General features: G+C 63.4%; 13 protein-coding genes, 3 pseudogenes and 1 riboswitch. Of the genes and pseudogenes, 9 read left to right on the forward strand and 7 right to left on the reverse strand.

Going from position 1 to position 12,023, the window contains the following annotated elements; all coding sequences use genetic code 11:
• Positions 1 to 65 precede the first annotated feature (65 nt).
• Together M4578_RS15455 and M4578_RS15460 are read left to right on the forward strand one after the other, a co-directional pair.
• Positions 66 to 941: pseudogene (locus M4578_RS15455) on the forward strand (tyrosine-type recombinase/integrase).
• 12 nt (positions 942 to 953) lie between these two features.
• Positions 954 to 2,079, forward strand: a pseudogene (locus M4578_RS15460) (IS91 family transposase).
• Between the two features lie 465 nt (positions 2,080 to 2,544).
• Here M4578_RS15460 and M4578_RS15465 read toward each other — a convergent pair.
• Positions 2,545 to 3,519, reverse strand: a complete 975-nt coding sequence (locus M4578_RS15465) for an AraC family transcriptional regulator (protein ID WP_258094193.1) — start codon at positions 3,517 to 3,519, stop codon at positions 2,545 to 2,547.
• A gap of 97 nt (positions 3,520 to 3,616) precedes the next feature.
• Here M4578_RS15465 and M4578_RS15470 point away from each other — a divergent pair, with 97 nt between their 5' ends.
• Positions 3,617 to 4,360 carry an SDR family oxidoreductase gene (locus M4578_RS15470; protein WP_258094194.1) on the forward strand — a complete coding sequence of 248 codons (744 nt, stop codon included), beginning with the start codon at positions 3,617 to 3,619 and terminating at the stop codon, positions 4,358 to 4,360.
• Between the two features lie 454 nt (positions 4,361 to 4,814).
• Here the strand turns inward: M4578_RS15470 and M4578_RS15475 are convergent, their stop codons facing one another.
• Positions 4,815 to 5,015, reverse strand: a complete 201-nt coding sequence (locus M4578_RS15475; protein ID WP_258094195.1) for a hypothetical protein — start codon at positions 5,013 to 5,015, stop codon at positions 4,815 to 4,817.
• A gap of 315 nt (positions 5,016 to 5,330) precedes the next feature.
• Positions 5,331 to 5,437, forward strand: a riboswitch (TPP riboswitch).
• Here M4578_RS15475 and M4578_RS15480 point away from each other — a divergent pair.
• The 5 genes from M4578_RS15480 (at position 5,430) to M4578_RS15500 (ending at position 7,975) form a co-directional block, all read left to right on the forward strand.
• Positions 5,430 to 5,855, forward strand: coding sequence for a Ykof family thiamine-binding protein (locus M4578_RS15480; RefSeq protein ID WP_258094196.1), 426 nt, complete (start codon positions 5,430 to 5,432; stop codon positions 5,853 to 5,855). Its footprint overlaps the riboswitch before it by 8 nt.
• 15 nt (positions 5,856 to 5,870) lie before the next feature.
• Positions 5,871 to 6,041, forward strand: coding sequence for a YkoF family thiamine/hydroxymethylpyrimidine-binding protein (locus M4578_RS15485; protein ID WP_258094247.1), 171 nt, complete (start codon positions 5,871 to 5,873; stop codon positions 6,039 to 6,041).
• Between the two features lie 46 nt (positions 6,042 to 6,087).
• A complete protein-coding gene (locus tag M4578_RS15490; protein ID WP_258094197.1) occupies positions 6,088 to 6,849 on the forward strand; it encodes an ABC transporter permease in 762 nt (253 codons plus the stop codon).
• Positions 6,842 to 7,222, forward strand: coding sequence for an ATP-binding cassette domain-containing protein (locus M4578_RS15495; protein WP_258094198.1), 381 nt, complete (start codon positions 6,842 to 6,844; stop codon positions 7,220 to 7,222). The genes M4578_RS15490 and M4578_RS15495 overlap by 8 nt, the downstream gene beginning before the upstream one ends.
• Positions 7,209 to 7,975, forward strand: a protein-coding gene (locus tag M4578_RS15500) for an IS5 family transposase (protein ID WP_274705651.1) whose coding sequence is annotated in 2 segments (ribosomal slippage) — positions 7,209 to 7,533 and positions 7,533 to 7,975 — 768 coding nt in all. Because the reading frame shifts where the segments join, the coding sequence is not laid out codon by codon here. The genes M4578_RS15495 and M4578_RS15500 overlap by 14 nt, the downstream gene beginning before the upstream one ends.
• A gap of 65 nt (positions 7,976 to 8,040) precedes the next feature.
• On the opposite strand, the gene M4578_RS15505 is transcribed toward M4578_RS15500, so the two are convergent.
• From M4578_RS15505 to M4578_RS15520, 4 genes are all read right to left on the reverse strand, one after another.
• A complete protein-coding gene (locus tag M4578_RS15505) occupies positions 8,041 to 8,280 on the reverse strand; it encodes a hypothetical protein (protein WP_258094200.1) in 240 nt (79 codons plus the stop codon).
• A gap of 1 nt (position 8,281) precedes the next feature.
• Positions 8,282 to 8,722: a c-type cytochrome gene (locus tag M4578_RS15510; protein ID WP_258094201.1), complete on the reverse strand. Its 441-nt coding sequence runs from the start codon at positions 8,720 to 8,722 to the stop codon at positions 8,282 to 8,284.
• Positions 8,723 to 8,822: 100 nt separating this feature from the next.
• Positions 8,823 to 9,146, reverse strand: a complete 324-nt coding sequence (locus M4578_RS15515; protein ID WP_258094202.1) for a hypothetical protein — start codon at positions 9,144 to 9,146, stop codon at positions 8,823 to 8,825.
• 197 nt (positions 9,147 to 9,343) lie between these two features.
• Entirely contained in the window at positions 9,344 to 10,189 is an 846-nt protein-coding gene (locus tag M4578_RS15520; protein ID WP_420854816.1) for an HAD-IC family P-type ATPase, read from the reverse strand.
• Between the two features lie 23 nt (positions 10,190 to 10,212).
• Between M4578_RS15520 and M4578_RS15525 the strand changes: the two are divergent.
• Positions 10,213 to 10,841: pseudogene (locus M4578_RS15525) on the forward strand (transposase); the annotation flags it as partial.
• A gap of 106 nt (positions 10,842 to 10,947) precedes the next feature.
• On the opposite strand, the gene M4578_RS15530 reads toward M4578_RS15525, so the two are convergent.
• On the reverse strand, positions 10,948 to 11,733 hold the full coding sequence (locus M4578_RS15530) for a GntR family transcriptional regulator (protein ID WP_258094203.1): 786 nt from the start codon (positions 11,731 to 11,733) through the stop codon (positions 10,948 to 10,950).
• Positions 11,734 to 12,023 lie beyond the last annotated feature (290 nt).

Here is a 12,023-nt window from a genome sequence, read left to right on the forward strand (position 1 = left end):
GCATTTGGGAATGAGCGGACCTGCCTGACGATTGGAACCTTCTCAATCGTAGACAGGAGGTTTCGATGACCGATCAGAGAACCACGCCGCTGCGCGAGCGGATGATCGAAGACATGCGCATCCGAGGCATGGGCGAGAAGGCGCGGTCGGCCCATATCCGGGCGATCAAGAACTTCGCAGCTTATCTTGGGCATTCGCCCAACACGGCGACACCGGAGGAACTTCGTGCCTACCAGCTTCAGATGACGGATGCCGGGGGTATCCGCTGCGACTTTCAACGTGCGGATTTCGTCGCTGCGGTTCTTCTTCGGCATCACCTGCGGGCGTGAGGAGATGAAGCGATACATGCAGTCCCGAGCCAAGCCGCGAAGATTGCCGGTCGTTCTCAGTGTCGAGGAGGTGGGCGACATGATGGCGGCGGTGCCCGGGCCGGGGCTTACCTATCGCGCAGCCCTGGGCATCAGCTACGGGGCTGGCCTGCGCGTCTCCGAGGTCTGCAACCTCAAGGTTGCGGATATCGACAGCGACCGGATGCAGATACATGTCGACGATGGCAAGGGTGGCCGGGACCGCAAGGCGATGCTGTCGCCTGGCTTGCTGGAACTGTTGCGCGACTACTGGCGCGAGGCACGGCCGGAGGGCTGGCTGTTCTCCGGCAAGCCGAAGATCAATCCACTGTCACCGCGCCAGTTGAACCGGGCGTTCACCTCGGCAAACACATGGTGGGGATCAACAAGCCTGCGACCCTGCACACGCTGCGGCACAGCTTCGCGACGCATCTCCTGGAGGCGGGTGTCATCCAGGTCCTGCTCGGCCATGCCGAGCTGACCACTACCGCCCGCTACGCGCATGTCGCCACCAAGACGATCCACTCCACCGTCAGCCCGTTCGAACGCCTGAAGGAGCTTCAGGACCACATCCTCCGACGCGGGTTGGAGTGACCGTCGCCGGGCGTGCTCCGGCCGAAGCTGGAAATCGCTGATATCTTCCGCGCTCATGGTCCTGCGTGGCGACGGCATGTCAGCCTGACCCCAGTTGAAGGTCAAGTCGGCGATCGAAGCCTGCCGCACCGACGCGCTCGGAGGGCATGTTGCGGGCTGCACCAAATGCGGCCATCACCACATCATCTATAACAGCTGCAAGAACCGGCATTGCCCGAAGTGTCAGGAACCGGCAGCGCGGGACTGGATAGCGGCGCGGGCGGAAGACCTGCTGCCCGTGGAATATATCCACGTCGTCTTCACCCTGCCCGCCGAGGTCGCACAGATCGCATATTGGAACAAGCAGGCGGTGTATGGCCTGCTGTTCCGGGCCTCGGCGGAAACGGTGATGACCCTTGGCGCCGATCCGAAGCGCCTTGGGGCAAAGGTCGGCATGGCGGCGGGGCTGCACACCTGGGGCACGGCGCTGACCCACCATCCCCACATCCACATGATCGGCCTTTCGCCCGACGGCAGCCGCTGGATCGCCTGCCATCCCGGGTGCTTCCTGCACGTGCGGGTGCGGTCGCGCCTGTTCCGGCGCCTGTTTCTGGATGGGCTGATGGATCTGCACCGCACCGGGCAGCTTGCCTTCCATGGCGATCTTGCCACGCTGGTAGACGGGCGCGCTTTCGCCGCCGTCCTCGCCTCGTTCCGCAAGGCCGAATAGGTGCTGGCCTATCTGCGCCGCTACACCCACCGTGTCGCCATCTCCAACAGCCGCCAGATCGGCGCCGACACCGTGGCCTTCCGCTGGAAGGACCACCGCATCAAGCATGGCGACCGGCACAAGGTCATGCATCTGGCCACGCCTGAGTTCATCCGCCGCTTCCTGATGCATGTCCTGCCTCACGGCTTCCACCGTATCCGCCATTACGGCTTGCTCGCCGGCGCTGCCCGCAAGGCCACCATCGCCCGCATCCGCGATCTGCCCGGGCAGAGACCCGTTGCATGGCAACCGAAGGAGATCGCCGAGACTGCCCCTTTCACGCTGCGCGAACCATGTCCGTGCTGCGGCGGCTCGATGCGCATCGTCGAAATCTTCCGGCGCGGGCAGAAACCGCAATCGCGCGCGCCACCCAGGGAGCAGGCGGCATGACGAAACGCTCGTCAATGGCGAAGGAAAAGACCTGGCGCGTGGTCGCATGCCGGATGAGCCCCCGCTTGCTTGGTGCCACAATCGGCCCGAAAATGCGTGGTTGTCTGCGCAGGTCGCCCCCCAAACCTCTGGTTCCGATCAACAAAGCGAGACGCAGACGCCTCCCTTTCCTCATCAGCCGACGCTCTGATCCAGGCTTGGCCCCCTCGCGCGGCTCACTTTCCCCATAGACAGCCCTGCTGCCCACGGCTTCCTCCTTCCGTGGTTTGTCAACGCCGGCCGACACCCGCTCAGGGGCCGACGTCATGCTGCGGCCCGCATCGAAAAACCTTCAGGAGAGCCGACGTTCGCCGCAGTTGACACGAAGGCCCGCTTTGGGCCGGGAGCAACGTGGATAGAGAAGGACGGAAGCCGGCTTGGTTCTTGACCTCTTGCCAGATACCCCCCTCCTCCTTGGTCCTAACATCAATTGCTGGCGAAATATTCCGCTGTTGCAGGGTCGGAGCTCCCTGCACGCCGCATGTATCGGCCCGGCGGCATGCCGACATGGCGGCTGAATGCGGTGCTGAATGTGCTGGCGGAGCCATAGCCGACCCGCTGCGCCACCTCGTCGAGAGGGACCCTGCCAGCAGAGAGGAGATCCTTGGCGACAGCCATGCGCCAGCTCTGCAGATATTCCATCGGCCGCAAGCCGACGGTGCGGGCGAAGCGATCGAAAAAGGTCGACCGGGACATGCCTGCCGCCTGAGCGAGCCCCTCGACGGTCCAGGACCGTTCCGTGTCGCCATGCATATGCCGCAGCGCCACCGCGATCCGGGCATCGGCCAACCCGCGCAGAAGCCCCGGTTGCAGCGCATCCACGGGCACGGAGCGCAGGGCTTCGATCAGCAGGATTTCCACCAGCCGAGCCAGGATGAGGTTGCGCCCGGCATTCTCCTGCGCCGCCTCCTCGCCGACCATGCGCACCAGCTCCGCCAGCCTCGGCACGCCGCGGATGTGGATCATGCGGGGCAGCAGCGACACCAGCAGCGCGGCATCGGGGGAGGCGAAGGCGAAATAGCCGCCGAACTGACGGACATCGGCGGGCCCGTCGCGACGGCCATATCGCACCTCTCCTTGCTGGTCTCCCTGTCGGCGCGAGGCTTGCCCGGAGTCGACCAGGATCGGCGGTGCCGGTTCAAAACCGGACATGGTGAAGGCCGGGGTCGCCGGCAGCAGCACGAAGTCCCCCGCCTCCAGCGCCACCGGCGTCTCGTCATCGACGGCGAGGCGACAGCTTCCTTCAGTCACGGCGCAAAACCCCGGCTGATTGAAGGCCGTATAGCGCACCGCCCAACGCCCGGCGCCGCTGATCCCTTTCGAGAAGATGGCACGGGGGCGCAAAAGCGCGATCACCTGAGCAAGCGGATCGGAGGTTGTGGCGGGTTTCGCGAGGCCCATTCGGACTATCTCAAACTTTATGCGGATCAATCATCGAAGATAGTTCGACCTATGCCTGCTATCTCTCGGCCGTCAACGTATTTCACAGGAGACCGACATGAAAACCATTCTCATCACCGGCAGTTCGTCCGGCTATGGGCTTGAAACCGCGCGTCACTTCCACGCCAGGGGCTGGAACGTGATTGCCACCATGCGCAACCCGCAAGCCAGCCCCTTGCCCGCCTCCGACCGTATCCGGGTTTTGCCGCTCGACATCACCGATCCTGACAGTATCGCCAGCGTGATCGAGGCCGCCGGCCTGATCGACGTTCTGGTCAACAATGCCGGCATCGGCCTCGTGGGCGCCGTCGAGGCGACACCGATGCCGCTGATCCGCAAGATTTTCGAGACCAACACCTTCGGCACGATCGCGATGACTCAGGCGGTGACCCCGCAGATGCGCGCGCGCCGCTCGGGCGTGATCGTCAATGTCACCTCCAGCACCACGCTCACAGCGATGCCGCTGGCGGCGCTCTACACGGCGAGTAAACAGGCCATCCAGGGCTTCACCGGCTCGCTGGCGCTTGAACTCGGCTATTTCGGGGTGAAGGCGCGTCTGGTTGAGCCGGGCTATGGCCCAACGACGCGCTTCGCCGCGAACAGCCTGTTCCGCCTCGAAGATCTGATCCCGGAAAGCTATGCCGGCTATGCCGGGCCGATTTTCGAAGCTTTCGCCACGCCCGAGTTGGTGACGCGCGAAAGCGATGTGGCCGAGGCGATCTGGCGCGCCGCGACCGAGACCGGCGACGCCCTGCACTACCCGGCGGGTCCCGATGCCGTCGCTTTGGCGAAAGCGGGCTGACGGCACGCCCGGGTCGCACCCGCACCGGCATAGCCCGCGTCCCTCGCAGACAAGGCGACTCGTTGGGAGCCGAGACAGAAGGTTCGATGGTTTTATCCGCGTCTCTGGCTCTGAATGACATTGGCATGCTGCACACGCTATGGACTTCTGCTTTGAGCGGCCCGTCAGCGGCATTTGAGCCGTTGTCGAACGTCAGTTCTGTGCCGTTTTAGCCACTGGCCCGGAGTTCGGCGTGGTCGGCGCACGTGTTGCGAAAGGAGTAACCAACCTGGGAACCTGAAAGGCGGACACGCCATGCGAAACGACACCCCAAATGCTGCTGATGTGCAAATTATCGCAACATCACGGGGTCAGAATCTCATCATAATCACATAGCAGAGCGCCTAAACGCCCCAGGCGCTCTACTTGCTTGTGCACAACCGCATCGCCATTAAACGATGACGGCAAAGCGTGGTTAGTAGAAACGTAACCATCGAAGTGCCACCTGAATAAGATCGTCATGGTATCCAGATGTTGCTTTAGATCGGAATCTGGCGATCTGATCACGATCCAAGCCCGCCTTCCGCGCGGCATGAGCACACCGCGCCAAAATGGCGAGGGCATTTCCTTCCACGCCCGAAAGCTGCAGGTTGATGTTTGGATATTTGGTTTCCATTCAAGTTGTCTCCAGCTGATGGTCAGCGGCGGAGCGCCACTTCCCAAGGGAGTTGAGGTCAACTGTTTGGGATAGGAAAAAACAAACCGGCATGACGTGCCGGTGTCTACTCCCTTGGTCCAATCGGCGGAGCGGAAACAAAAATACACATTTCATTTTAACAAGCTGCGTCGAGAACCGGACGAAAGCTGCCCCGATCCACCGACATTTGCCGGCTCGGAGCCGGGAACTTCGCCAACACATTCGCCTGCAGGCCAGCTAAAGACTGCGATCCGCATCCGGTTGACTTCCCTTCGTGCCGGACGCAGGGTGCCCGCACATAACCGGGGGTGCTCCGTTCAGGGGCTGAGATGCGCGACCGCGTGAACCCTTCAACAGCTGATCTGGATAATACCAGCGGAGCGAGGTGCTACCATGTTCATAGGCGCGCAAGTGTCTCTATATCCGATGACATGCGATTTCGTGGAGGTCATCACGACCGGGCTCAAGGCCCTAACCCCCTACAAGTCAGACCTGCGGATCGAGACCGACGACATGTCGACGCTCATGGTCGGTGCGCCCGAGCCGCTCTTCGGTGCGATGCGCGACCTCTTCGCTGCGGCGGCGCGGAGGCCAGAGCACATGACCATGCATGTGACGCTCTCGCGCGGCTACCCGGGAGAGGCGGACGATCCCGCCTGTCGATGCGAGGTGCTGGAAAAGGCCCAGGACGAGAGGCTTGCGGAACGGCCGGCGCTGGCGGCTCAGGCCGTCGGCAACGCACCGCAAACGGGTGTGGAGATCGACCTTCAGTTCTCGCTCTATGTCATGGGCAGCGGCGACCACATGGAAGAGATCTAGGGCTGCATCGACTTCCTGCGGGAGAGCAGCGCCTTCCACAAGACCAAGAACTTCTGCACCCGCCTGCGCGGCGATGCAGGAGCCGTCTTTGAGACCCTGCGCCAGGCCTTACTGCGCTTCGGTCCGGCTGAGGGGCATGTCACCATCGACATCACTGCCTCAGCCAACAGCCCCAGCCTCGCCTGATCCATCCTACTTGTGGGGCCCTGCCCCGCTCCCTGCCAGGTGACGCATGCGCGTCTTGCGACATATCCTTCCGGCCGTCGTGCTGGCCCTCGCCTTTCTCGGTGGTTGGGAAAGCTACGTGGCGCTGACCGGCGCCTCGCCGCTTGTTCTGCCCGCCCCGAGCGACGTGCTGAACGGCCTTCGCCTCGAACGGGCCGAGATCGCCCGCCATGCGGCGGCGACCATCGGTGTCGCGACCGTGGGGTTCAGCCTGTCGGTGCTTTTTGCCGCCCTCGTCTCGATCAAGCTGCACTTTGCCGGATGGCTGCGGCGCGGGATGATGCCCTTGCTGGTGGCCAGCCAGACGGTGCCAATCGTGGCGCTCGCCCCGCTGATGGTGCTTTGGTTTGGCTTCGGACTGCTGCCGAAGGTGCTGCTGGTCATCCTCGTGACCTTCTTCCCCATGGTCCTCAGCCTGATGGCCGGATACGGCACCCCGCCGCGCGCCTTCCGCGATCAGCTCGTCTCCATGGGCGCCGGGCACTGGCAGGTGTTCCGCCGCGCCCCCCTGCCCTCAGCCCGCGGGCATTTCTTCGCGGGCCTCCGAATCTCCGCGACCTATGCCATCGTGGCGACAATCTTTGCCGAATACGCCGGGGCGCGGCAGGGCCTCGGGATCTACATCCTGACCGCCAAGAATAACTTCCGCTCCGACCTCGTGCTGTCGGCTGTCTTCGTCTCGGCCCTTCTGACCCTAACCTTGCTAGCCCTGATCCAGCTTATCGACCGGCAGACGGGTCGTCGCTATCGGAGAGCCAACCATGCTTGAGGTACGGGGCCTAACCATCCGCGCGGGAGACACCGTGCTCGTCGAGGAGCTGTCGCTTGACCTCGAAACTGGGCGACTGACCTGCCTCATCGGCCCGTCAGGCTACGGCAAGAGCTCTGTCATCAAGCGGCTGTCCGGTGTTCTCGCGCCGGAACTGCGGCGGGCCAAGGGTCAAGCGCGGCTGGAGGAGACGGAGCTGTCTCTGCCCCACGAGGCCATCGCCTACCAACCGCAGCAGGACACGCTATTTCCGTGGCTGACGATCCTCGAAAACGCGGCCCTCGGGCTAGGTTTTGAACCCATAACCGGGATTCCCAGTGTGGCGGGTCTATGCTTCACTTCCGGCAATGGAGGTGAACATGGCCCGTTTTGATCTGACCGACTTCGAGTGGGAGCTGATCCAGCCCCTTCTGCCCAACAAGCCGCGCGGCGTCGCGCGGGTGGACGACCGGCGGGTGCTTAACGGCATCTTCTGGGGGCTCAGGACCGGCTCGCCATGGCGCGATCTGCCAGAGCGTTATGGCCCGCACACCACCATCTACAACCGCTTCAATCGCTGGGCCAAGGCCGGTGTCTGGGTGCAGGTGTTTGAAACCCGTTCGGAAAAGTCACCGGACAGTATGCAGTTCATCGACAGCTCGATCATCCGCGCCCACCAGCACGCGGCCGCGGGTAAAAAGGGGGCGAGGATCACGCCATCGGTCGTTCTCGTGGCGGGCTGAGCACCAAGATCAATGCCATGGTCGATCATCGCGGCCTGCCGGTGGCGATCACGCTGTCCGCCGGACAGACCTCGGACAAGGCGGCGGTGGCCGATCTGCTGGCGGCTCACCCCGCGCCTGGCGACGTCGTGGCCGATCGCGGTTACGACGCCCGCGCCATCCTGGAGCTGATCGCAGCGCATGGCGGGCGGGGGCACATCCCAACTCAGCGGGACCGCAAAGCTCAACGGTCAGTCGATGCCGCAGTTTACCGGCAACGCAATCTGGTCGAACGATACTTCAACAAGCTCAAACACTTCCGAAAAGTCGCAACGCGATACGAAAAAACTGCGCGCAACTACCACGCAGCTGTCCTCCTCGCATCATCCCGACTTTGGTTAAGGTTTTATGAGGCCGCTTCCTAGAGATCCGAGGCACCACCCGGACCGCCGCGCAGGGCAGGGTCCGCCCGCTGTTCCCCACGTTCGGCCTAGCAGGGCACGAACACAGGTTCCCCGACCAGCTCTCCGGCGGGATGCGCCATCAGCGGGCCGGGGATGGTGCCGTCATAGCTCCAGACCTCGGTCGGCCCGTAGCCCTCAGGCGCGAGCTGCACCGTGGCTTTCCGGGCCTTTAGCTGCGCGGGCGTCGCGGCCCAGCCGGGCCGCGCCACGAGCGCTCCGGCAAGTCCGGCGCAAAAACTGCGGCGTTTGAGGAGGATATTGATCATATCAGTTGATCCCGTTTGCACGCTGCAACTCGCGGACATAGCTCACGATGCTTACCATATCGGCGCGTGTCAGCCCTTTCTGCGCGGGCATGTTTCCAAAGCGCCAATGATGCGCCTGGACACCGCGCTCGGCGGCCAGAAAAAAGGCCATGTCGCCGTGATGCGACGGCTCGTAGATCTTGTGAATCAGCGGCGGGCCGAAGCCGTCCTTCCCGGCAGCGTTTTCGCCGTGGCAGGCGGCACAGACAGCGTCGAATCCGCGCTTTCCCAGTTCGGCCTGAGCGGAGAGATTGTCCGGCAGGCTGACGGCAACCATTGGGGCACCGGCGGCGGGGGCCTGCGCCGCCGGTGTCTGCGTTTGCGATGCGCTGCGGGTCATCAGGAAGATGGCGCCGGCGGCGACCGCAACAACGGCCGCGCCAGAGATGGCAAGTTTTTTCATCTGAGTGTCCTCGGTCGCAGAACGGGCGGGCCCGTCTGCATGGTCCTGTCACATCAATCCCGTGCGCAGGGCGCGGGACCGGTCTCTGGAGTGTGAAGGATCAGAGGCGTGGAGGCGGCAGGTCGCGACCGAGCGACACCGCCCGTCCGGTTTCGGACCTGGGCGCGGGATACCCGTCGCGTGCCGCCTTCATTGTCACGGCCATGCTGCCATCGTCAGGCAAGGTCGCTGCGGCACAGCTCGCCATGTGATGACACTCGGGGTGGTCCACAGAGCCCTGATCTTGCGCCGCGACCTCTTCCACGCAATCGGCGCAGCCATGGATATGATCCATATGTCCGGCCATAGGCATCGCAACGCCGGAACGCGGCAACGCCACCAGCGTGAGGAATGCCGCGAGAAGGATCAGGACAAAGATACGCAAGGCCGCTCCGTTTCCATGCGCAAACAAATCTGCCCTACAAGACCACACGGGGTCAACCGCTCATGCCGGGTCATACTGCCCCGCTCTCGGTCGATCTGCGAATACCGTCATTTGCGCTGTCGGTTTCCCTAATGAGGCTTCCTGCCACTGGAAGGTAAAGTCACGAGGTCGTGACCTTCCCCAACCCGGACCACAGGTCAGAGCCGTGTCACGCGCAGCCGCAACGCGTTGCCGATGACCGAAACCGAGGACAAGCTCATGGCTGCCGCCGCCACGATGGGCGACAGCAGCACGCCAAGGAACGGGTAGAGAATGCCCGCCGCCACCGGCACGCCCGCCGTGTTGTAGACAAAGGCGAAAAACAGGTTCTGGCGGATGTTGCGCATGGTCGCCTCCGCCAGCCTGCGCGCCCGGACGATGCCGGTGAGGTCGCCCCTGACCAGCGTGATGCCCGCGCTTTCCACCGCGACATCCGCCCCGGTGCCCATGGCGATGCCCACATCCGCCTCTGCCAGCGCAGGGGCGTCGTTCACCCCATCCCCGGCCATGGCGACGGACAATCCCTCGTCCCGGAGCCGTCGGACAAGGGCGTTCTTGTCCTCGGGGCTGACCTCGGCGTGAATTTCGTCGATGCCCAGTTCCTTTGCCACGGCGCGGGCCGTGGTTTCGGCGTCGCCCGTGGCCATGACGATGCGCAGGCCCAGATCGTGCAGCGCGCGGATGGTCCCGGGCGTGGTTTCCTTGATCCGGTCGGCCACCGCAACGATCCCCGCCATCTGGCCGTCTGCCGAGACAAACATGGCGGTCTTGCCCTCGCCCTGAAGCGCCCTGGCCCGGTCGGCGAAGGCGCCGGTCGCGATCCCGAGTTCCCGGCTCAGCGCTGCGGTCGAAGCTTGCGATCGCTGTATTGCAGCTCGGATGGCGTGCGTGCCCTCTCGGCAGATTTGTTTCACAAATCGCCTGTCGGGTAATAGTACGTGGCGCAGCCGTGACGAACTGGTCCCATAGTACTTCCTTCCATTCCAGCGAATGGATCGCACCATCAAACCGTGGGTCAAACACCTAGGCGTCGATGAAGCGTTTCCAGCCGAAGGAAAGAGCGACGTCCGACGGGGACGAGGGTCCCAGCGATCCGCCAGATAGCTGTGTGCCGCCCACGTCCTCCTCTGACCAGTCCACCGCCGAGCCCGACCCGATGACCCGCCCTACACGCCGCAACCGCAATGCCGAAGTCGACTTCCGTGGCGAACGACGGTCAAACGCGACCCATGCTTCGATGACCGATCCGGCCTGATCGTTCAGGCCGACTTGACGCAAGCAAACGGTCACGCCGAACGGCGTGCTGCCATCGACATGCTTCACCGCCACTCGCCCAGTTCGACCCGGCGCCTGACACTGGCAGCGGACCGCGGCTACGACAGCGCGGACTTTGTCCCCGAGCTGCGCCAGATGGTGGTCACGCCGCATGTCGCCCAGAAGTCCCGGCACTCCGCCATCGACGGCAGAACCACTCGGCACCCCGGCTACGCCCAATCGCAGTGGCGCAGGAAGAAGATCGAGGAACCTTTTGGCTGGGTCAAAACCGTCGGCGGCATGGCGCAGACCCTGTATCGCGGCATCGAACGTGTGCGGGCTCGCTTCACGCTGGCGATGGCGGCGTGCAACCTCGCGAGGCTGCCCAAATTACTCGCCGCCTGGGCCGGAAAGCGGCCGAAGCGGCCATTTGCCCGCGCCCAAGGCCCCCACGACAGCTCCGTCCACAGGAAGCCGTTCCAAACGCGAGGCTTTTTTCAGCGGCCTGCTAGAGGGGCCCGCCCGGCCTTTCCCCCGACGGGACGCCGGGTACGCCAGTCTGCGCATTCGGAAGGCGGCTGTCCCGGATGAGGTTCACGACCTGCTCGTAACGGTCCGGCCGGCAATACAGTTCGACATAGACCAGCGGGTGGTCGTCGGCGGTAAAGTAGGTCCGGCGCACAATCAGCACCGGCGCCCCCTGCTCCATGCCCAGACGGCGGGAAATCTCGGCATCGGCGAGCGCCGCGGTGATGGCCTGACGCGCGCGCGTGGCGACACGGCCGCTGTATTCCTGCACCAGATCGACGAAGAACGCGGTGCCCAGGCGGTTGTCGGGGATGTCCTTTGTCATCCGCGCTTCCGCAAAAAGATGCGAGAAGGAATAGGGCAGCCCATTGTTGGTCAGAATGCGCTGCACCCGAAAGATCTGATCGTCCTTGCCGAGCCCGAACATCTTGCTGACTTTAGGGAAGTGCTCGGCCGGCTCCAGCTGGGCGCTGATCGTGAGCTGCTGATCGACCCGAAATTCGCCGGTGAGATCCTCGAGCGCGCCAATCGCCCAATAGCCGCCGCGCCCTTCGCGCACGATCTGCGTTCCGCGCCCGGCCGTGCGGGTGATCAACCCGTCGTTCACCAGCTGCTGGAGCGCGGCGCGGATCGTATGCCGACTTACCTTGAATTCCGCGATCAGCAGGCGCTCGGGAGGCAGCTGGTCGTGCTGATATTCATTGGCGATGATTCGGCGGCGAATCTCATCCGCGATCTTCCGGTGAGTCGGGGTGGACTTGGTCAAGGCGGTCCTTTCGATGCGACGGCAGGTGTCGCCATGCAGCTAAAATATCCAGATAATTAGAAGCATAGATTTTTCAAAATATCCAGAAAATGTCCGAAAATTTTCTGAACATCTGCGAAAGAGCTGTTTTGGCCCTGCGATGGAGTCGGCGAAGGCACCTCATAAGCAATTTACATAAATCAATAAACTTCATGAATCTCGAAAAATATGTGAGATGCGGGATCGCAATCACCAACTTGAAAATGTCCGGGGTGATGCGTAAGAGCGTCGATTTTTGGCGATAAGTTTGG

This window comes from Salipiger pentaromativorans (assembly GCF_024721115.1).
Classification (GTDB): domain Bacteria; phylum Pseudomonadota; class Alphaproteobacteria; order Rhodobacterales; family Rhodobacteraceae; genus Salipiger; species Salipiger pentaromativorans.

Bases quoted from the DNA above. Each gene is read 5' to 3' on its own strand.
- M4578_RS15475 (WP_258094195.1), bottom strand. From the start codon at position 5,015: ATGGAAACCAAATATCCAAACATCAACCTGCAGCTTTCGGGCGTGGAA.
- M4578_RS15495 (WP_258094198.1), top strand. From the start codon at position 6,842: ATGCTTGAGGTACGGGGCCTAACCATCCGCGCGGGAGACACCGTGCTC.
- M4578_RS15470 (WP_258094194.1), top strand. From the start codon at position 3,617: ATGAAAACCATTCTCATCACCGGCAGTTCGTCCGGCTATGGGCTTGAA.
- M4578_RS15510 (WP_258094201.1), bottom strand. From the start codon at position 8,722: ATGAAAAAACTTGCCATCTCTGGCGCGGCCGTTGTTGCGGTCGCCGCC.
- M4578_RS15520 (WP_420854816.1), bottom strand. From the start codon at position 10,189: ATGGTGCGATCCATTCGCTGGAATGGAAGGAAGTACTATGGGACCAGT.
- M4578_RS15505 (WP_258094200.1), bottom strand. From the start codon at position 8,280: ATGATCAATATCCTCCTCAAACGCCGCAGTTTTTGCGCCGGACTTGCC.
- M4578_RS15480 (WP_258094196.1), top strand. From the start codon at position 5,430: ATGTTCATAGGCGCGCAAGTGTCTCTATATCCGATGACATGCGATTTC.
- M4578_RS15465 (WP_258094193.1), bottom strand. From the start codon at position 3,519: ATGGGCCTCGCGAAACCCGCCACAACCTCCGATCCGCTTGCTCAGGTG.
- M4578_RS15490 (WP_258094197.1), top strand. From the start codon at position 6,088: ATGCGCGTCTTGCGACATATCCTTCCGGCCGTCGTGCTGGCCCTCGCC.